General features: G+C 67.9%; 20 protein-coding genes. 13 read left to right on the top strand and 7 right to left on the bottom strand.

The features are described from left to right. Nucleotides 1–34 precede the first annotated feature (34 nt). The 3 genes from AC0B44_RS11050 (at nucleotide 35) to AC0B44_RS11040 (ending at nucleotide 2,939) form a co-directional block, all read left to right on the top strand. Nucleotides 35–835, top strand: coding sequence for a CPBP family intramembrane glutamic endopeptidase (locus AC0B44_RS11050; protein ID WP_471903008.1), 801 nt, complete (start codon nucleotides 35–37; stop codon nucleotides 833–835). 145 nt (nucleotides 836–980) lie between these two features. After that, nucleotides 981–2,216 carry an LCP family protein gene (locus tag AC0B44_RS11045; RefSeq protein WP_471902925.1) on the top strand — a complete coding sequence of 412 codons (1,236 nt, stop codon included), beginning with the start codon at nucleotides 981–983 and terminating at the stop codon, nucleotides 2,214–2,216. Nucleotides 2,217–2,393: 177 nt separating this feature from the next. Next, a complete protein-coding gene (locus tag AC0B44_RS11040; protein WP_471903007.1) occupies nucleotides 2,394–2,939 on the top strand; it encodes a ferritin in 546 nt (181 codons plus the stop codon). A 79-nt stretch (nucleotides 2,940–3,018) separates the two neighbouring features. Here AC0B44_RS11040 and AC0B44_RS11035 read toward each other — a convergent pair whose 3' ends face one another. The 4 genes from AC0B44_RS11035 to AC0B44_RS11020 are packed head-to-tail and all read right to left on the bottom strand — an operon-like array spanning nucleotide 3,019 to nucleotide 6,147. Next, nucleotides 3,019–3,936 (bottom strand): DUF5926 family protein, encoded by a 918-nt coding sequence (locus tag AC0B44_RS11035; protein ID WP_471902924.1) that lies wholly within the window; start codon nucleotides 3,934–3,936, stop codon nucleotides 3,019–3,021. 35 nt (nucleotides 3,937–3,971) lie between these two features. After that, complete coding sequence (locus AC0B44_RS11030; RefSeq protein ID WP_471902923.1) at nucleotides 3,972–4,745, bottom strand: glycerophosphodiester phosphodiesterase family protein; 774 nt, start codon at nucleotides 4,743–4,745, stop codon at nucleotides 3,972–3,974. Then, nucleotides 4,742–5,806 (bottom strand): DUF4328 domain-containing protein, encoded by a 1,065-nt coding sequence (locus AC0B44_RS11025; RefSeq protein WP_471902922.1) that lies wholly within the window; start codon nucleotides 5,804–5,806, stop codon nucleotides 4,742–4,744. The genes AC0B44_RS11030 and AC0B44_RS11025 overlap by 4 nt, the downstream gene beginning before the upstream one ends. Continuing rightward, nucleotides 5,806–6,147 carry a rhodanese-like domain-containing protein gene (locus AC0B44_RS11020; protein WP_471902921.1) on the bottom strand — a complete coding sequence of 114 codons (342 nt, stop codon included), beginning with the start codon at nucleotides 6,145–6,147 and terminating at the stop codon, nucleotides 5,806–5,808. Before AC0B44_RS11020 ends, AC0B44_RS11025 begins: the two co-directional genes overlap by 1 nt. A 217-nt stretch (nucleotides 6,148–6,364) precedes the next feature. Here AC0B44_RS11020 and AC0B44_RS11015 point away from each other — a divergent pair, with 217 nt between their 5' ends. After that, complete coding sequence (locus tag AC0B44_RS11015) at nucleotides 6,365–7,300, top strand: LLM class F420-dependent oxidoreductase (protein WP_471902920.1); 936 nt, start codon at nucleotides 6,365–6,367, stop codon at nucleotides 7,298–7,300. 76 nt (nucleotides 7,301–7,376) lie between these two features. On the opposite strand, the gene msrA is transcribed toward AC0B44_RS11015, so the two are convergent. Both msrA and AC0B44_RS11005 read right to left on the bottom strand, forming a co-directional pair. Further along, nucleotides 7,377–8,045 carry a peptide-methionine (S)-S-oxide reductase MsrA gene (gene msrA, locus AC0B44_RS11010; RefSeq protein ID WP_471902919.1) on the bottom strand — a complete coding sequence of 223 codons (669 nt, stop codon included), beginning with the start codon at nucleotides 8,043–8,045 and terminating at the stop codon, nucleotides 7,377–7,379. 9 nt (nucleotides 8,046–8,054) lie between these two features. Continuing rightward, nucleotides 8,055–9,149 carry an acyltransferase family protein gene (locus AC0B44_RS11005; protein ID WP_471903006.1) on the bottom strand — a complete coding sequence of 365 codons (1,095 nt, stop codon included), beginning with the start codon at nucleotides 9,147–9,149 and terminating at the stop codon, nucleotides 8,055–8,057. Nucleotides 9,150–9,485: 336 nt separating this feature from the next. Here AC0B44_RS11005 and AC0B44_RS11000 point away from each other — a divergent pair, with 336 nt between their 5' ends. The 6 genes from AC0B44_RS11000 (at nucleotide 9,486) to AC0B44_RS10975 (ending at nucleotide 14,450) form a co-directional block, all read left to right on the top strand. Then, nucleotides 9,486–10,109 (top strand): superoxide dismutase, encoded by a 624-nt coding sequence (locus AC0B44_RS11000; protein WP_471902918.1) that lies wholly within the window; start codon nucleotides 9,486–9,488, stop codon nucleotides 10,107–10,109. Nucleotides 10,110–10,332: 223 nt separating this feature from the next. After that, entirely contained in the window at nucleotides 10,333–10,866 is a 534-nt protein-coding gene (locus AC0B44_RS10995; protein ID WP_471902917.1) for a peptidase, read from the top strand. 260 nt (nucleotides 10,867–11,126) lie between these two features. Then, nucleotides 11,127–11,825, top strand: coding sequence for a TMEM165/GDT1 family protein (locus AC0B44_RS10990; protein WP_471903005.1), 699 nt, complete (start codon nucleotides 11,127–11,129; stop codon nucleotides 11,823–11,825). Between the two features lie 95 nt (nucleotides 11,826–11,920). Then, nucleotides 11,921–12,391, top strand: coding sequence for a MarR family winged helix-turn-helix transcriptional regulator (locus AC0B44_RS10985; RefSeq protein ID WP_471902916.1), 471 nt, complete (start codon nucleotides 11,921–11,923; stop codon nucleotides 12,389–12,391). Then, nucleotides 12,388–13,626, top strand: coding sequence for an MFS transporter (locus AC0B44_RS10980; protein WP_471902915.1), 1,239 nt, complete (start codon nucleotides 12,388–12,390; stop codon nucleotides 13,624–13,626). The genes AC0B44_RS10985 and AC0B44_RS10980 overlap by 4 nt, the downstream gene beginning before the upstream one ends. 56 nt (nucleotides 13,627–13,682) lie before the next feature. Beyond that, nucleotides 13,683–14,450, top strand: coding sequence for an SDR family NAD(P)-dependent oxidoreductase (locus AC0B44_RS10975; RefSeq protein ID WP_471902914.1), 768 nt, complete (start codon nucleotides 13,683–13,685; stop codon nucleotides 14,448–14,450). A gap of 78 nt (nucleotides 14,451–14,528) precedes the next feature. Here the strand turns inward: AC0B44_RS10975 and AC0B44_RS10970 are convergent, their stop codons facing one another. Next, a complete protein-coding gene (locus AC0B44_RS10970) occupies nucleotides 14,529–16,121 on the bottom strand; it encodes a TM0106 family RecB-like putative nuclease (protein ID WP_471902913.1) in 1,593 nt (530 codons plus the stop codon). A gap of 110 nt (nucleotides 16,122–16,231) precedes the next feature. On the opposite strand from AC0B44_RS10970, the gene AC0B44_RS10965 reads away from it, so the two are divergent. The 3 genes from AC0B44_RS10965 to AC0B44_RS10955 all read left to right on the top strand — a co-directional run bounded on the left by AC0B44_RS10965 (nucleotide 16,232) and on the right by AC0B44_RS10955 (nucleotide 18,018). Continuing rightward, nucleotides 16,232–16,915, top strand: coding sequence for a DUF6474 family protein (locus tag AC0B44_RS10965; protein ID WP_471902912.1), 684 nt, complete (start codon nucleotides 16,232–16,234; stop codon nucleotides 16,913–16,915). Nucleotides 16,916–16,922: 7 nt separating this feature from the next. Then, nucleotides 16,923–17,405: a hypothetical protein gene (locus AC0B44_RS10960; protein ID WP_471902911.1), complete on the top strand. Its 483-nt coding sequence runs from the start codon at nucleotides 16,923–16,925 to the stop codon at nucleotides 17,403–17,405. Nucleotides 17,406–17,496: 91 nt separating this feature from the next. Further along, nucleotides 17,497–18,018: a copper resistance CopC family protein gene (locus AC0B44_RS10955; protein ID WP_471903004.1), complete on the top strand. Its 522-nt coding sequence runs from the start codon at nucleotides 17,497–17,499 to the stop codon at nucleotides 18,016–18,018. The last annotated feature ends 1 nt before the right edge of the window (nucleotide 18,019 follow it).

The following is an 18,019-nucleotide window of genomic DNA, read 5'->3' as shown; positions in this document are numbered from 1 at the left end:
AGCCCGAAGCTCAGGCAGAATGACACCGGTGACGATGCTTCGTTCCTGGCTGAGCCCGCCCGCGCAGAACCCCGCCACGCCTCTCGACGCTCCCGCGCGACGCGCACTGTGGATCGAGATCGCGATCGTTCTGCTCGTCACGTTCGGGCTGAGCGGGCTCTCGTCGATCCTGTCGCTGCTCGAGGCTGCGCTCGCGCCGGAACCGCTGGCAGAGCAGACGGTGGCGCTGAACGCCCCGCAGTCGTCGCAGCAGTTCATCGATCTCGCACGTCAGCTTCTGGGCATCCTCCGCCTGTCCGCGTGGGGCGCGCTCGGTCTGTACCTGCTGTGGCGCAGCGGGTTCGGCCCGAAGGTCGTGGGACTGGCCCGGCCGTATCTCCGCCGGGACGTACTGCCGGGTGTGGGGCTCGCCGCCCTGATCGGCATCCCGGGCCTGGTCTTCTATCTCGCGGCGCGCGCGGCGGGGCTGAATCTGACGGTCGCGGCGAGTGTGCTCGAGGACTATTGGTGGCGTGTGCCGACCGAGGTGCTGTGGGCGCTCGCGAACTCCGGCGCCGAGGAGATTCTCGTCGTCGCGTACCTCGTCACCCGTCTGCGGCAACTGGGCTGGTCGGAGAACGGTTCGCTGGTCGCATCCGCGCTGCTGCGTGGCAGTTATCACCTGTACCAGGGGGTCGGCGGCGGGGTCGGCAACGTCGTGATGGGCCTGGTCTTCGGGCGATACTGGCAGCGCACGGGCAGATTGTGGCCGCTCGTGATCGCGCATGCGCTCATCGATATCGTCGCATTCGTGGGATATCAGGCACTCCGAGGGCACGTGTCGTGGCTGCCGTGACCGTACAGTTGTGCGCGTGAACGGCGATCCTCGCGACCCTCGGAATCGGCCGCGGCCACCGCAGGGACCTCCCCCGCAACGGCCCGCGCCGATCCGCCGTCCCGCCCCACCGCCCCGGGCGACACCGCCGCCCGAGGGTACCCAGGTGATCCGCCGCGACGGGCGGGCCGCGCCGCCGCCGCAGGCCTGGTCGCAGGCTCCCACCCCCACATATCGTCCCCCGGCCGCGCCGCCCCCACCGCGGCGGCAGCCACCACCTCCGCGCCCGCCGCAGCAGGAGGCGTCCCGCAGCCGCGACTGGGCGCCCACGCAACGGCCCGAACGAATCGCCGACGAACGCTCGCGTGGCGGAACTCCGCCGCCCGTTGTTCCCCCGGTCCGGCGCAAGCCCGCCGCGCAACCGGAACCTCGACGGCCACGCCCCGGCGGCGGACGACGCACGATGCGGCGACTCGGCGCGGTGCTGGCCGTGCTCCTCGTCGCGGTGATCGGCGGAACGATCTACCTCGACGGCACGCTCGACCGGGTCGACGCGCTCGCCGCGTACGACGGCCGCGGGGGCGACACCCCCGGCACCAACTGGTTGCTGGTGGGGTCCGACAGTCGTGTCGGGCTCACCCCGGAACAGGAACAGGAACTCGCGACCGGCGGCGACGTGGGCACCGACCGGACCGACACCATCCTGCTCATCCACGTGCCCAGCGGCGGTGGCGAGACCACCATGGTGTCGCTGCCCCGCGATTCGTACGTGAACGTGCCCGGCTTCGGCCAGGACAAGCTCAACGCGTCGTTCGCGCTCGGCGGTCCGCAGTTGCTGGTGGAGACCGTGGAGGGTGCCACCGGCGTGCACATCGACCATTACGTGGAGATCGGTTTCGGCGGTTTCGCGTCGATCGTGGACGCGGTCGGCGGCGTCGACATCTGCATCCCGTACCCGATCGACGACCCCCTGGCCGGTCTGCGCCTCGAGGCGGGCTGCCAGGAATTGAGCGGGCCCGAGGCTCTCGGGTTCGTGCGCACCCGCGCGACGCCGATGGCGGACCTGGACCGGATGAACAATCAGCGGTTGTTCCTGTCTGCCCTGCTGGGCAAGGCGACCAGCCCGTCGACGTTCCTCAACCCCTTCCGCTCGGTGCCGCTCGCGACAGGCGCGGCCGGGTCGGTGCGGGTGGACGAGGACGATCACCTCTGGGATCTCGCGCGACTGGCGTGGGCGATGCGCGGCGAGACGTTGACGGCAACCGTGCCTGTCGGGGGCTTCGAAGATGTCTACGGCATCGGCAACGTGCTGTTGTGGGACCGCGCCCGCGCGGCACCGTTCTTCGAGGCGCTGGCACAGGACCAGCAGATTCCGCCGGAATTGCTGACGCCGGGCCCCTGAGAAATCGCCGGTCCGGTGCCCGGTTTTTCCACCGAACGAGTGCGGTGTGTATTCCGAATTTGTTCGGCGAGGCAACCCTGAATTGACCAAGGCAAGCCGAAGCTCGGAAGAGTCAGCCTAGCCAAAGCTTGGATGCTTAATCCTCTGACCTGCATTAACGTCTTGATCATGACGACAATGGGTGAAACGCACAAGACCAAATTCCATTCGCTGCTGCACGACCAGATCCGCAACGAATTCAATGCGTCGCACCAGTACATCGCCATTGCGGTTTTCTACGACAACACCGATCTTCCCCAGCTCGCGAAGCATTTCTATGCGCAGGCTGTCGAAGAGCGCAATCACGCCATGATGATCGTCCAGTACTTCCTGGACCGGGACATGGCCGTCGATCTGACCGGTGTCGACGCCGCCCAGTCGATGTTCGAGAATGCGCGCGAACCCATCGCGCTGGCTCTGCGTCAGGAGCGGGCGGTGACCGACCAGATCGTCGAACTGGCCCGCACCGCGCGCGAGGAGGGCGACTACCTCGGCGAGCAGTTCATGCACTGGTTCCTGCAGGAGCAGGTCGAGGAGGTCGCCACGATGACGACGCTGCTCACCGTCGCCGACCGCGCCGGGTCCAACCTGTTCAATCTCGAAGACTTCGTTGCACGCGAACTCAACTCGAAGAGCGGCGACCTGCGCGGCAACGCGCCGACCGTCGCCGGCGGCAGCATCTGACCTGCAGCCTTCAGCGGCCGAATGCCACAGCCGACCGGATCTCCGGCGGCTGTGGCATTCGACTTTTCGGGTAGGTGAATCAGCGCAACGTGATCTGACGGCTGCGGATACCGTCGCGCGAGCGGAGTTCGGCTCCGCTCAGCGGTTCGTCGACGGCGAGCGCTTCGTCGAGGCGCGCGCCCAGTTCGACGACCGGGGTCACCCATTCGTCGGGGTGCTTCTCGCGGTCGAGGTCGAACACCGGAACCAGCAGGCCGTGGGTGCGGAACGATCCGGCGAAGCGCGAACCTTCACCCAGGTGCAGGCCACCCGCTGCGTGCACCCGCGACAGCGCCGCCATCAGTGCGTCCTCGTCCTCCGGGCGAACCCACCGCAGGTGGGCCTTCTCGCCGGGGTCCACCCACCATGCGCCGACCAGGCCCTCGCCGTCGAGGCGGGCGGACGGGAGCACCGCGCTGTTGGCGTGCTGCACGGTGTGGGCGATGTCCTGGCTCGGCTCGACGCCGGCCGGAATCCACCAGTTGAAGTCCTGGTGCACGGTGATCGGCGGAACCACGTTCGCGTCGAGCAGGTCGTGCAGTCGCGGGGTGTCGTCGTCCACCGTTGCCGTCTGCAACGAGTTTCCGGGCTCGGCGGTGCGCGCCCACTCGATCGCGGCGGCGAGTTCCCCGGCCGGATCCGGGCCGTACCCGCTCGCGAGTTGCAGGCCGACATACGCGACGGTCTCGTCGCCCTCTTCACGAACCAGCGCAGCGACGCCACCCGGCAGGATCGTCGCGCCGACGATCTTGCGATCCGTATTCGTCAACGGGAGGTCGACCAGCGCGGACGGAACGAACTCGCGCAGCGCCACCAGGTCGCATTCGAATGCGAGGCCCTCGAACGGACGGGCGGACGCGGCAACGGCCGCTTCGCGCTCCAGACGCCGTGCTTCGAGCTTGGCGGCGCGGTTGGCGCCGGGCTTGGGTCCGCTGTTTCTCTTGCTCTTCTTGGCCACGGCGCCAAACTACACGCCCGGCAATTCCGCTCGGTCTATACGCCGTGAGCTGCGTCGAGTTGCAACCTCGTGCGACCCGGATGGTTGGTGGCCACCCAGCCCACGCCGAGTTCGCGGCACAGTTCGACGTCGGCAGGGTCGTCGACGGTCCAGCAATACGTCGCGCGACCGGACGCGGCCGCGCGGTCGACGAGATCGTGGTGTTCCCTCAGCGTCATGATCGACGGCCCGATCGCGGTGGCCCCCACGGTGGCGGCCGCGCTCCCCCGGAGGTACCGGGACGTCTCGCCGAGCAACACGGTCGGCAGCAACGGAGCGGAACGACGAACCCGCCACACCGCGCTCCCCGCGAAGGACATCACCACAACGCGGGAGAAGTCGGCCGAGGCGGGCGTCGCGAGCCCGAAACTCGCCAGGGCGTCGAGCAGTTTCGCCTCGACGAGCGCGCCGTACCGGACCGGATGCTTCGTCTCGACGAACAATTTGACCGGCACGCTGGTCCAGCTCATGACCAGTTCGAGCAAGCGGTGCAGGGTCAGCAGTTCGGCCGGTTCACCGGGCTTTCCGTAGTCGTACTCGGACAGCTCGGCGAGAGTCATCTCGCTCACGACGCCCGTACCGTTCGACGTGCGGTCGATCGTGCGGTCGTGGATGCACACGAGGTGCCCGTCGCTGGTGAGCCGCACGTCGCATTCGAGTCCGTCGGCGCCCTCCGCGAGCGCGAGTTCGTACGCGGCGAGGGTGTGCTCGGCCTTGGCTGCCGACGATCCGCGGTGTGCGACGACCCGGGGCCGGTCCACGGTGCTCATCTGCTCGGCACCGCTTCCGGTGCATCGGCGCGCTCGTCGTGGGAAGCGGTCGGAGAATCGGTGTCGTGCGGGGCTGCCACATCCTCGGCGTCGTCTGCCGGGGGGATCCCGGCGCGCGGCACGATCGGGGCGATGGGCGCGTACGCAGGTCCGGTGGCGGGCGTGAAGCGGCGATGACGCAGCGGGCGACCCCAGATGTCGGTTTCGTCGAACAACCGCACCACACGAAGCGTCGACAAGGCGACGACCGCAGCGAGCGCTGCAGCGCCCGCGGCCAGCAGCACGCCGTCGGCGCGCGCCTGCAGCGTGTCGAGCTGACGCCACAGCACGGTCACCACCAGCAGCACGGCGTCGAGGGTCCACAGCGACCACCAGATCCGGATCGCCCGCAACAACCGGGGGTCGCGCCCGGCGACCTCGGTGAGAAACACCCCCGGCATCGCGAGGTTGACCCCGGGCACGACGACGCCGAGCAGGAGCGTGAGCGGTGGACGGGGATCGGTTTCTCCCCGTTCGGCGAAGATCTGCCGGCGCAGTTCGAGCAATCGCAGAGCACAGGCGACGGCAGCGGCGAGTGCGATGAGCGGTGCACCCACCTGCGTCGCCCACACGGCGGCGTCGGACACCGCCAGAGCCAGGGGGTCGACGAGCCTGGTCCGGTTGAACACCAGCAACCCGTAGCGGAACGCTTCGGCGAGAGCCGCGAGCCCGAACACGACCGCCGCCCCGACGAGAAGTGTGGGCGCGAGATCGGCGATCGCCTCGCTACGGCTCGGCTCCTCGTCGACGTCGACGGGCACCGGATCGGTCAGTCCCCACCGCGGTATCTCGCGGTATGCGGGTGTGGGACCGGTCGGGCGGTCGCGGGCCTTACCTGGGGCGGAGGGGATCGGCTCGGCGGGTCGGGCGACCCAGCGGAAGTTGCGGCGCGACGGCGGAACCGGGGCATCCGCGGGAACGGGTGAGAGCAGAACACCGCGGCAGGACGGACACCACTGCCGGGGCTGGCAGGTCACCGGCCACCGGTTCTCACAGCGAACGCAGATCTGGTAGGCAGCCATCAATAGATCTTCGCGGGTTCATCACCGTCGGAAACCAGGGGCAGACCGTTCTTCTGCCACGCCACCATGCCGCCGCTCACCTGGATGGCGTCGTAGCCGATGCGGTTGAGGTACTCGACGGCGCCGAGCGAGCGTCCGCCCTGGCGGCAGATCACGTAGACCTCGGCGTCGATATCGATATCTTCGAGCCGGGCGGGAACGTCGGCCAGGGGAATGTGCACCGCACCCGGTGCGTGTCCGAGTGCCCATTCGTCGTCTTCGCGTACGTCGAGGAGGACGGTGCCGGCGCTCGTCTCGGGCACCTCGTCCACGGATACGGTGGGGACGTCGGAAAAGCTCACGTTTCCAATAGTGGCACGTGGCGTATGGCGATGCAGCCGAGGACACCACGCCGTGCAGTCCCGTCACTTTCCGATGCGGCATGCGCTGGAGTTATCCACAGTTTCCACAGGTTCATCCCCAGGCTGCACCGGGGGTGGGGATGCCGACTGGAGCCGGTCACAGAACTGCCCTCGATACCGAACCCGGACCGGGCGATGGACCTGAAATGATGGGTTCATGGAACTTCGAATCTTCACCGAACCTCAGCAGGGCGCCACGTACGACGATCTTCTCGCCGTCGCACAGACAGCCGAGCGACTCGGGTACGGCGCATTCTTCCGTTCCGACCACTACCTGGCCATGAACGCCGACGGGCTGCCGGGACCGACGGACGCGTGGATCACCCTGGCCGGTCTCGCGCGCGACACGTCGACGATCCGGCTCGGCACCCTCGTCACGTCGGCCACGTTCCGTTATCCCGGGCCGCTCGCCATCGCCGTTGCCCAGGTCGACGTCATGAGCGGTGGCCGCGTCGACTTCGGTTTCGGCGCAGGCTGGTTCGAGGAAGAGCACCTCGCCTACGGCATCCCGTTCCCGGCGCTGAAGGACCGCTTCGATCGCCTCGAGGAGTCGCTGGCCGTGATCACCGGCCTGTGGGACACCCCCGTCGGTGAGAAGTTCTCGTACGAAGGCAAGCACGTCCGGATCGAAAACTCGCCGGCGTTGCCGAAGCCGCGGCAGCGCCCCCATCCGCCGATCGTCATGGGAGGCGCGGGCAAGAAGCGCACCCCTGCCCTCGCCGCCCGGTACGCGGACGAATTCAACGTTCCGTTCATGTCGGTCGACGACACCGCCATGTTGTTCGAACGCGTGGCGGGTGCCTGCCGGGACGCGAACCGCGACCCGGCCGACCTGACGTACTCGAACGCGCTGGTGCTGTGCTGCGGGCGCGACGAAGCCGAGATCGCCCGCCGCGCCGGTCGGATCGGGCGCGAGGTCGACGAACTGCGGGAGAACGGTCTCGCCGGCACACCCGAAGAGATCGTCGAGAAGATCCGGACCTACGCGGCGGCCGGCTCGCAGCGGATCTACCTGCAGGTTCTCGATCTCGCCGATCTCGAGCACCTCGAACTCGTGGCGCAGGAAGTCATGCCGGCCGTGCGCGACCTGTAACCGTAAGTAATCGCTGGTGGAGCCGAGAGATTCGATCTCTCGGCTCCATTCGCGGCGACGGACGCGCGACGACGGGTCAGGCTCCGAGCCCCACCGGGCAGCTCACGCCGGTTGCGTGCACCGGGCAGTAACCGTTGGGATTCTTCGCGAGGTACTGCTGGTGGTAGTCCTCGGCGTAATAGAAGTCGGTCAGGGGCGCGATCTCGGTGGTGACCGCGCCGTAGCCGGCTGCCGCGAGCCGCTCGCCGTACGCTTCGGCCGTCGACTCGGCCAGCTCGATCTGGTTCTCGTCGTGCGTGTAGATCGCCGAGCGGTACTGGGTGCCTTGGTCGTTGCCCTGCCGCATGCCCTGCGTGGGGTCGTGGTTCTCCCAGAACTCCTGCAGGATGCGCGGGTAGCCGATCACCTTCGGATCGAAGACGACGAGAACGACCTCGGTGTGACCGGTCCGGCCGGAGCACACCTCTTCGTAGGTGGGGTTCGGGGTGTAGCCACCGGCGTAACCGGCGGCGGTGGAATAGACACCTTCGAGCTGCCAGAACTCTTTTTCGGCGCCCCAGAAGCAGCCCATACCGAGCACGGCGGTCTGCATCCCTTCGGGGAACGGCGGAACGATGCGGTTGCCGTTGACGTAGTGGGTCTCGGGAACGGCTACGGGCTCGGAACGCCCGGGCAGTGCGTCCTCACGGGCCACCATCTGCGACTTGGAACCTGCACGGGCCAGAATCTCGTCGAACCAGGACATGTCCCGATGCTACGCGCGAGGTCCCGTGGTGGCCGGTTCCGCGACGACGGTGCGCGTCGGGGTGAGCCACCGGGTGCTGATCCACCGGGCGGCAGGAACCTCGACCCACCTGTAAACCACCTCGGCCGCCAGCGCACAACCGAGCAGCAGACACACGATCGCGCCGGTCTGCCCCACTACTCCGACCGCGTTCTCGTAGATCCGGTACATCACGAGCGTGTGGGTGAGATAGATGGCGTAACTGCGCGTCGCGACCCAGTCGACGATCCGGAGGTGCGCGAAGCGGCCGTTGTAGCGGGAGACCAGCACGACGCAGGCGAACACCACCGTGATCGTCCACAGGTAGCGGGTTCCGGCCCAGTAGACCTGGGTGTCGGTGGCGAGCACGATCACGTGGACCTGCGCGAGCAGTGCCAGCACGAGCCCGCGACCGGAGATCAATCCCGCCCACCCGAGATACGCGATCTGTCCGAGGAACACCGTCGGGAGCGTCGCCGCGATCCTCGACAGGAACGGCACGGTGTACGGCTCGGGGATGTACAGGTTGTAGATGATCACCAGCATGCACAGCACCGCCCCGATCACGGGGATGGCGACCGGGTTGGTGCGCAGGATCGATCGGCCGGCGACGCAGTAGAGATAGAAGACGATCTGCACGGCGAGGGTCCACGCCACCCCGAGCACCGCGACCTGCGGTTTCAGGAAGAACGCACCCAGGAAGAAACTCAGCGCGGCCTCGGAGTTCGAGACCCCGGTGTGGCCGCTGAACATCCCGTTGATGCCGAGCCGGACCAGCACGATCGCGGCGAGGATGCACACCCAGAAGGCGGGCACCAGGCGCGCGGCGCGGGCCACGAGGAAACGCCGGGGCGATTGCCGCATCGCCGAGCGGGTGATGAGCAGACCGGTGAGCATCATGAATGCCGCAACCCCGACGAAGGACAGATGCTGATTGAGCCCGGCCCCGTCGACGAAGATCCGGTAAACCACGTCGATGCCCCACCACCCGGTGCCGAGGTCGTCGATCAGATAGAAGGAAATGTGTGAATACACGACCGCGAGGACGGCCGCGAAGCGCAGCAGATTGACCCCTGGCAGATCCACGCGGGGTGCGTCGACCCCGCTCGCGGGTTCGTTCAGGAAGGGCCGATACACCGCCCAATGTTAAGGTTCGGCCCACCGGCGTCAGCAATCGGTCCAGGTCGACCGATGTTTCTGCTGGTCGTAGAGCTCCTTCCGCCCGAAATCGCTGTTCGCGTCGCGCCGTTCAGGAGCCGCTTCCGCACGCGTCCGGGTGACACCCGATCTTGGACGAGGTGTACTTATGAGTTGGGGTGGAAACCCACACGGTGTTGGGAAACCACACAGTGCTGTGGTGACACCCGCAAGGCACGGAAACAACCGCACGGGCCCTACCGGGCTCGCAAAGAAGGGACCCTCGTGGCTGAGTACACACTTCCGGAACTGCCCTACGACTATGCAGCGCTCGAGCCGCACATCTCGGCGAAGATCATGGAGCTGCATCACGACAAGCACCACGCGACCTACGTCGCCGGTGCCAACACCGCCCTCGAGAAGCTGGCCGAGGCTCGCGAGAACGGCACCCTGGCAGCTCAGGCAACCAAGCTCGAGAAGGATCTCGCCTTCCACCTCGGTGGTCACACCAACCACTCGGTGTTCTGGCAGAACCTGTCGCCGGAGGGTGGCGACAAGCCGGAGGGTGAGCTGGCCGCGGCTATCGACGACGCGTTCGGTTCGTTCGACAAGTTCCGCGATCACTTCTCCGCGAACGCGAACTCCATCCAGGGCTCCGGCTGGTCCATCCTGGCCTGGGATTCCATCGGGCAGCGCCTGCTCATCGTCCAGCTGTACGACCAGCAGGGCAACATCCCGATCGGCCTGACCCCGCTGCTCATGCTCGACATGTGGGAGCACGCCTTCTACCTGCAGTACCAGAACGTGAAGGCCGATTACGTCAAGGCGTTCTGGAACATCGTCAACTGGGCGGACGTGCAGGCACGCTTCGACCGCGCACGCACCCAGACCGCCGGCCTGATCGTCTAGAGCCCGCAGGTCCGGACGGCACGAGCCCGAACGCTCTGCCGATACGAACGGAGGGACGCCGCGTCGCGGCGTCCCTCTTGTCGTATCCGGCCCCGACCGGCTGGCACTCTGCTCCTCTTGTGTGCCAGCACAGAAAGTCGGCATTCTTCGTCTACCGGCCAAAGTGCCGGACCCGGCTGCAGCGGCGCGACCGGACCAGCTCTACCGCGACGGGAGCGGTTCGATGACGGATTATGCAAGCGGCCATATCGGGCTTGCCGCTTTCCACACGGCAGGAGCGCTACGCGGATTCGTCGTGTCGGGCAGGTGGCCGGAAACGACGCGGGAATGGGCGCAGGTCCTCGCGCTCACGGTGAGGGTGGCGTCGCTGCCCGGGTTGCTGCCCACCTCGACCGTTTTCGGGGTCAAGGAGGAGTTGCCCGACGATCCGGAGCCCGGGACGGTCGGCCTGCTGGTCGCCGAAGGTCCTGTCATCGGGGCCGAGGCCGTGACGCCGGAGCGGTTCGCCCACCGGCAGCCGCCCGCGCTGATCGTGTTGCATCCGCCGTCCGAGACGACACCGACACTGCCCGAGAATTCGGGGGCCGCGTCGGGGTGTGTGCTGTTGCCGGGGCTGCCGCATCTGGGTCTCGATCACCGCGCCGCGTGGGTCGAGGCCGAACCGGACGGAACGGTAACGTCGCTGGTGAGTAAGGTCGGAGTGAATCCGAGCAGCGATCCCGACACCGCAATTCTGGCGATGCTGCTGGCCGCGTGAAGCCCCGCCGCACAGGAGAGTTCGGTTCTCCGAAACCAAGCATGCCCCTTTACCGATGCGGTTTGCGTCCGTATCGTTTGCCGTGCGAAGGGGAGTAGCCCCCAATCGCCGAGTCGACATACTGGTGGCCCGCTGAGCGGACCCCCCGGCGCGGTGAACCGGACGATCTTCCGGTGGGCGAGACCTTCGGCCGTCGGCGCACCCTGCGCGCGACGACCGGAGGAAGCCCCATTTCCTCCAGTGAGTGAGGAGGAATGCCGATGTGGTCCGCCGTCGTACTGAGCTTCGCGGTCATCTTCGTCGCCGAACTGGGCGACAAATCCCAGCTGATGGCGATGACGTTCGCCTTGCGCTACCGCTGGTGGATCGTGCTGTCCGGCATCCTGTTCGCAACCACCGCGGTACACCTCGTCTCGGTCGGGATCGGTCATTACCTCGGCGTCGCCATCCCTGCCGTCGCCATGTCGATCGTCGGCGGCATCGCGTTCCTGTTCTTCGGCCTGTGGACGTTGCGCGGGGATTCACTCGACGACGGTGAACAGTCCAAGGCCGGCCGGATCGTGCGTTCCGCCTTCCTCGCGGTGGTCTCCGCATTCTTCCTGGCCGAACTCGGCGACAAGACGATGCTGGCGACGATCACCCTCGCCGCCGACAACGACTGGGTGGGCGTCTGGATCGGGTCGACCGTCGGCATGGTCGCGGCGGACGCGCTCGCGATCGTCGCCGGGGCGGTGCTCGGCCGGCACCTGCCGGAGAACGCGATCCGGCTCGGGGCGTCCGCCTTGTTCTTCGGCTTCGGCGCGTGGATGCTCGGCGACGGACTCGCGCCGGATTCGCCTGCGGCTGGCCCGGTGGCCGGCGGCATCACGCTCGTAGTGGCGGCGGCGGTGGCGGTCGTCGTCGGGAGGCGAGCGGGTCGCCGTACGACCACCGACGCGCCTTCTCCCGTCGAACCCTGACTCCTGCTCCGGTACCCCGAACGGGCTCGACGCCGCATGCCAGGGTCGCCTCCGAAGAGTATGCTTGCCGATAGGCAAATACTTTGAGGAGCTGAATGACAACACCCACCGGAAGCGGCCGCTTCGACGACGAAGACCTCCACCGCCTCCGCATCGCCCTGGCCCGGATCTCCCGGAGCGTCGACCGTTCGGCGACCGACGAGGGACTCACCCGATCCCAGTCGCTGCTGCTCGCGACGGTGGCGAAGCACGAAACCATCGGAGTACGTGAGCTCGCGGAGCACGAGGGACTCAACCCCACGATGTGCTCGCGAATGGTCGGGAAGCTGGAAGAAGCAGGCCTGGTCACGCGGTTCTCCGACGCCGACGACAAGCGTGTCGTCCGCATTCACATCACCCCTGCCGGTACTCGACTCTCGGACCGGTTGCGCGCGCGACGGACAGCAATGTTCGCCCGGCACCTGGCGGAGTTGAACGGCGACCGGCTCGACGCACTCCACGACGCTCTGCCCGCACTCGAAGCGCTCGGCGATCGGATGTGCAGGAGCAGGGAGGTGCGTGAGTGACTGTCCTCGACGACATTCGCGGACAGACTTTCGCCGCGCTGCGCGGCCCCAACTTCCGTCGCTACATCAGTGGCCAGGCCGTGTCGCTCATCGGCACGTGGATGCAGACCATCGCCCAGTCCTGGCTCGTCCTCGAACTGACCGGCTCGGCGACGGCCATCGGCATCGTCCTCGCCCTGCAAACCGTGCCGATGCTGCTGCTCGGACCGTACGGCGGCGTCGTCGCCGACCGCACCGACAAGCGCCGGCTGATGATCGGGCTGCAGAGCCTCATGGGCGTCCAGGCACTCGTGCTGGGCCTGCTCGTCGTCACCGGCACCGTCGAGCTGTGGCACGTCTACATCCTCGCTGTACTGCTCGGACTCAATCAGTGCTTCGAGAACCCCGCGCGCCAGTCCTTCATGCTCGAGATGGTCGGGGCCGACGACCTGCGCAACGCCGTCAGCCTGCAATCGGTCCTCGCATCGTGTTCCCGCATGATCGGCCCGGCCGTCGCGGGTGTCGTGATCGCCGCCGGCGGTATCGGGCTGTGCTTCCTGCTCAACGCCGCGAGCTTCGTCGCCGTCGTGGCGTCGCTGCTCACCCTCGACGTGTCCAAACTGGTTCCGTCCCCTCCGGCCGCCAGGGCGCGGGGCCAGCTACGCGAAGGACTGGCGTACGTGCGCAGCACGCCCGACCTCGCCGTGCCGCTCCTGATGATGGCGCTGGTGGGCTGCCTCGCCTTCGAGTTCCAGGTGGTACTTCCGGTCCTCGCCGACCAGACCTTCGACGCGGGCGCCGGAGGCTACGGCCTGCTCACCGCAGCGATGGGTGCCGGCTCGGTGGTCGGCGGTCTCCTGGTCGCGACCTGGGGTCGCACCGGCACCAGGCCGCTCGTCTTCACCTCGCTCGCATTCGGTGTCGCGCTCGCCGTGGCCGCCGCATCCCCGACCATGCCCGTCCTGGTCGCGACGATGGTGGTCGTCGGTGCTCTGAGCGTGACGTTCACGTCCACCACCAACAGCTCGCTGCAGCTCACGGCGGCACCGACTATGCGCGGTCGTGTGATGGCACTCTGGTCGGTCGCCTTCCTCGGCTCCACCGCCATCGGCGGCCCGATCGCAGGCTGGGTGTCCGAGCAGGGCGGCGGGCGAGCGGGCCTGCTGCTGGGTGCGGCCGCGTGTCTCGTCGCCGCCGCGATGGGTGGCGTGGTGATGCGGCGACGGGCTGCGTCCGAACCGACGCCTGCACGCTAGGGTTCGTGACGGACCACACACGCGTGCCGCAAGGCCCGGAAGAGGAGTAACGAACAGTGGAAATTCAGGGATCTGCCGCACTGGTGACCGGCGCCGCATCCGGCCTCGGCGCAGCCACCGCCCGGCGCCTCACCGCGGCCGGGGCAACCGTCTTCGGACTCGATCTCGAGCAGTCCATCGAGCGCGTGGGCGATGCGGCTCCCGAAGGCGTCACCCTCATCCCGACCGACGTCACCAGCGGTGACGAGGTCCAGTCCGCCGTCGCCCGGATCGTCGAGTCGGGCCTGCCGCTGCGCACCGTCGTCAACTGCGCGGGTGTCGGCTGGGCCGGCCGGATCCTGTCGAAGAACGGGCCGCACGACCTCGAGCTGTTCCGCACGGTCATCACCGTGAACCTGCTCGGCACCTTCAACGTCATGCGTCTCGCCGCCGATGCGATCGCCAAGACCGAGCCGGTCGACGAGTCGGGCCAGCGCGGCGTCGTCATCAACACCGCGTCCGTCGCAGCGTTCGAGGGCCAGGTCGGGCAGATCGCCTACTCCGCGTCGAAGGGCGGCGTGCACGGCATGACCGTTCCCGCCGCGCGCGACCTCGCGCAGTTCGGCATCCGTGTCAACACCATCGCGCCGGGCATCGTCGACACCCCGATGCTCGCCGGTGTCACCGAGGAGTACCGCAAGGGTCTCGAGGCGGGCGTGCCGTTCCCGTCGCGCCTCGCGCAGCCGGCCGAGTACGCACAGCTCGTGCAGATGATCGTCGAGCACGACTACCTCAACGGCGAGACGATCCGCATGGACGGCGCACTGCGCATGGCGCCGCGCTGATCCCCTGCCCGGACCGTTCCGTTCACGACGACGCGGTGGCGTCACGTTCTGCGTGACCCACCGCGTCGTCGCGCCCGGTCAGAGATCGTCGATGTGCGGGATCTCGAGAACCGCGCGATCGGTCATCCACTCCCGCAGGATCTTGGTCGCGATCACGTCGTCCTCGTTGTACTCGAGCAGTCGCTTGCGCTGACTCGGGTCCGGTTCGCCGTCCAGCCCGACGGCCTCGCGATACCAGCTCATCGAGGCCTCTCCCCCGGCCTCGTCGTCGCGCCAGTGATGGCCGGCGATCGGGGCGATCTTCTTCAAGCCCTTCCCGTTCGGGCACACGAACTGGTCGGTGACAGCCTGATAGACGTCCACCCATTCGGGTGACCCGATGAACGCCTTGATCTCCGCTTCCGGGGGCACACCCGGGAAGCCGCGGAACCGCCGCGCCGACGACAGCAGCCACTTGTCCTCGGCCGACCTCGAATAGCAGTACGCGGCGAAGGTCTTCCCGCGACGTTCGGCGGTGCGCCGCTGATCCGACAACCAGGTCCAGAACTCGGCGAACGACCGCGCTTCGTCGTCGGTGGGGACCGGATCCCAGGTCGCGAACGGGCGGTATTCCGATTGCGATCCGGAGTTGAGCAGGGTCCCCCACAGGTATGCGCCGTGCTCGTGGAAGCTCTCCATGTCGACGTCGACCTCGATGTCGGCGCGGTGCACGGTGACATGCCGGTATCGGCGGACGAGCGGAGCGTCGGCGAGCCACGCCTTCGCGATCACCACGGCATCCTCGAACGGGCCCTGCGGCCAGACCTCCGGCGGTTCGCCCTCCCAGCCGGCGAGACCGTCGATGGTGTGGACCCCGAGTTCACGCAGCACCTCGGCGCGTTGTCCCGACGCCACCAGCGACACGTCCCGTTCCCGGGTGAGTTCGGCGTGGCATCGGTCCCACCAAGGGCAGGTCCGGCATTCCCCGATCTGCGACGGTTTCGTCGGCGTCCGGCCACGGGCGATCTCGACCCGGTCGGTCAATCGCGCGTCGTAGTCGTCGAGGACGGTGGTCAGGTCGTGCACCAGAATGCAGTCGCCGGCGTATCCGATCGCGCCCGCGACTCGCGCGGGGCTTGCGAGGCCGTGGCGCTCGAGCATCCGGTAGAGGTGGGCCACCCGCATCTGGTCGCGGACCTGGCTGCGCACTTTGCGGGTCTCGTCGACCGTGGGCTTCCACTCGAACAATCCGCTGGTCGTGGCGCCCTGGCCGGGATCGGTGACCTTGTGGTTCACGACGATCACCGGGATGTAGCCGCCGCGAACGGTGTCGCGCAGCAGAATCTCCGACCGGCCTCTGCGCCCGGTGTCGACCTCGATGGGCAGAACCGCACCCCAAATGCGGTCGGCGCCGGCGCGACATGCCGCGAGTGTCTGCTCCGCGCGCTGCGACATCGAGCCGTCGGGGCCGATGAGCACCCAGCCGTCCGGGTCGGCGTCGAACAACTTCTGGCGGATCGCTTCCCGGTGCGCGGTGGCCGCTTCCTGGCGTTGTCGCGCGCCCGCGTTTTCGGCAGCGCCGGCCAGTTCGTGGGGGTATGTCGCGTCCAGGTAGACCCGGTGTCGGCACCGCGTCAGCGCACTCGCCTCGACAGAAACGGGTGTTCGCCGCAATTCACCGGTTGGCTCCACAACGCTCCAGGGTATTCGCTGCGCACGGATCGCCTCGCACCAGCACCGTCACGTTAGGCTGACGCGGGGCGCCGGAGCGTCGTGTCGTACCGAATGGAGGGTGCTGTTCGATGGGGTTGTTCACACGGAAACGTCGCGCCACTCGCAAGGCGGAAGCCAAAGCTCTCAAGCACAGGGCGAAGCTCGAAGCGAAGCTGGTGGCGAAGAACCAGTTCAAGAACGACCGGCGGGCAGCGAAAGCGCAGCAGAAGCTGAGCAAGAAACTCGCGAAGTCGCAGGTCAAGCTCGATCAGGAACTGCTGCAATCGCAGGCGAAGATCGAGAAGGAACAGATCGCAACGCTCCGGGCGCAGAAGAAGGCCGCGGAGAATCAGGGCCTGAACGCGGCGAAGGTGCGGCGGTACCTCGGTATCGCGCGCCTGCTCGCACCGGTGCTCGTGCCCATCGTGTACCAGGCCGTCACGGTGGTGCGCGGTCAGCTCGATTCGCGGCGCGCCCAGCAACTGGGTGTCTCCATCGACGAGCTCGGCACGTACACGGGTCACGGTGCACGCCTGAGTGCGCGCATCGCCGGAGCCGAGCAGTCCCTCGCCAAGATCGAATCGCTGCATCAGAAGGACGCCGAGACGCAGAAGTTCGCCACGGCGATCCGCGGTCGTCTCACCGACCTGACGGCGGCGGTTCAGGCTGCCGAGCAGATGCCCGGTGCGCGTCGCAAGTCGGCCCACGCCGCCATTTCGTCCGAGCTCGACGGCATCGAAGCCGACCTGCTCGCCCGGCTCGGGGTCCGCTGATACAGAAGTGAACACGAACCCGACCCTCCTCGGCACCACCGCAGGCATCACGACCGCGACGCTGGCGGTGGCTGCGCACGGTGCGGCAGGGGGTGGTGTGCCGTCCGGCCCCGCCTCGGCGCTGCTCGTCGCCGTTGCCGCGGGGGTCGGGGTCGTGGGCGCGCATGTTCCTGCCCTGCCGCCTGTGGTGCTTCTCGTCCTCGGGCAACTCGGCACACATGCCGTTCTCTCCGCCCTGACGGAAGGCCATCCGCACACGTCGGGGTCGATGTTCGTCGCACACCTTGTCGCAGTCGCCGGTTGCGCGATGCTGCTGGTGGCCGCCTCGCGGCTCTTCGGCGCGTGCAGCACCGCAATTCGGGCTGTGACGCTACGACTTGGGGCTGTCCGGGCCCCGGCGTCCCTCGTCCCGACGAGGACCACCGACCCGCTGATCTGGGGTCGCGCTCCCCCGGCCATTTCCCGGAGGGGGCCTCCGGTCGCGGCGTGAGGCCCGACCGAATTCCCCTCTCGAGAAAGCTCTACCTATGAAGAATTCCTTCACCCGCGCCCTCGTCGGCGCGGGCGACACTCCTGCACTCATGCGACGCACGCTCGTGCTGCTCGCAGCGTTCGTTGCCGCGCTGACGCTGTCGGCAGGTCCCGCAGCCGCGCATTCCGTGGTGCTGTCGAGTTCCCCGGAGGACGGCGAACAGATCGCGCAGGCACCCGAGCGGGTCACCGTGACGTTCAACGAGACCATCCAGGAGCAGTTCGCGAGCATGACCGTCGTCGGCCCCGACGGCAACCTGTGGTCCGAAGGCGACCCCGTCGTCGACGGTGCCACGGTGAGCGTCGCCGTGGACGGCCTCGGGCCCGTCGGCGAGTACACGATCGCATTCCGGGTGACGTCCACCGACGGCCATCCCGTCAGCGGCACCCGCGTCTTCACCCTCACGCAGGAAGGGACCGGGAACGCCGGTGAACCTGCCGCGGGCGTCTCGGAGACCGTAGACGAGAACGAGGGTGACACGAGCGGACCCGCAGTGTGGTGGTTCGTCGTCGCCGGTGCGGTGGTGATCGCCGCCGGTCTGGGCTTCGCGCTGCGCAAGCCGAAGGCCTGAT

The sequence above is a fragment of the Rhodococcus sp. NPDC019050 genome (genome assembly GCF_055664235.1).
The sequence above is the reverse complement of the archived record's forward strand: the minus strand, read 5'-3'. Positions and strand labels throughout refer to the sequence as shown.

Coding starts and splice junctions, on each gene's coding strand:
- AC0B44_RS11050 (WP_471903008.1), top strand. CDS start 35: ATGCTTCGTTCCTGGCTGAGCCCGCCCGCGCAGAACCCCGCCACGCCT.
- AC0B44_RS11040 (WP_471903007.1), top strand. CDS start 2,394: ATGGGTGAAACGCACAAGACCAAATTCCATTCGCTGCTGCACGACCAG.
- AC0B44_RS11030 (WP_471902923.1), bottom strand. CDS start 4,745: ATGAGCACCGTGGACCGGCCCCGGGTCGTCGCACACCGCGGATCGTCG.
- AC0B44_RS11025 (WP_471902922.1), bottom strand. CDS start 5,806: ATGGCTGCCTACCAGATCTGCGTTCGCTGTGAGAACCGGTGGCCGGTG.
- AC0B44_RS11015 (WP_471902920.1), top strand. CDS start 6,365: ATGGAACTTCGAATCTTCACCGAACCTCAGCAGGGCGCCACGTACGAC.
- msrA (WP_471902919.1), bottom strand. CDS start 8,045: ATGTCCTGGTTCGACGAGATTCTGGCCCGTGCAGGTTCCAAGTCGCAG.
- AC0B44_RS10995 (WP_471902917.1), top strand. CDS start 10,333: ATGACGGATTATGCAAGCGGCCATATCGGGCTTGCCGCTTTCCACACG.
- AC0B44_RS10990 (WP_471903005.1), top strand. CDS start 11,127: ATGTGGTCCGCCGTCGTACTGAGCTTCGCGGTCATCTTCGTCGCCGAA.
- AC0B44_RS10985 (WP_471902916.1), top strand. CDS start 11,921: ATGACAACACCCACCGGAAGCGGCCGCTTCGACGACGAAGACCTCCAC.
- AC0B44_RS10965 (WP_471902912.1), top strand. CDS start 16,232: ATGGGGTTGTTCACACGGAAACGTCGCGCCACTCGCAAGGCGGAAGCC.
- AC0B44_RS10955 (WP_471903004.1), top strand. CDS start 17,497: ATGCGACGCACGCTCGTGCTGCTCGCAGCGTTCGTTGCCGCGCTGACG.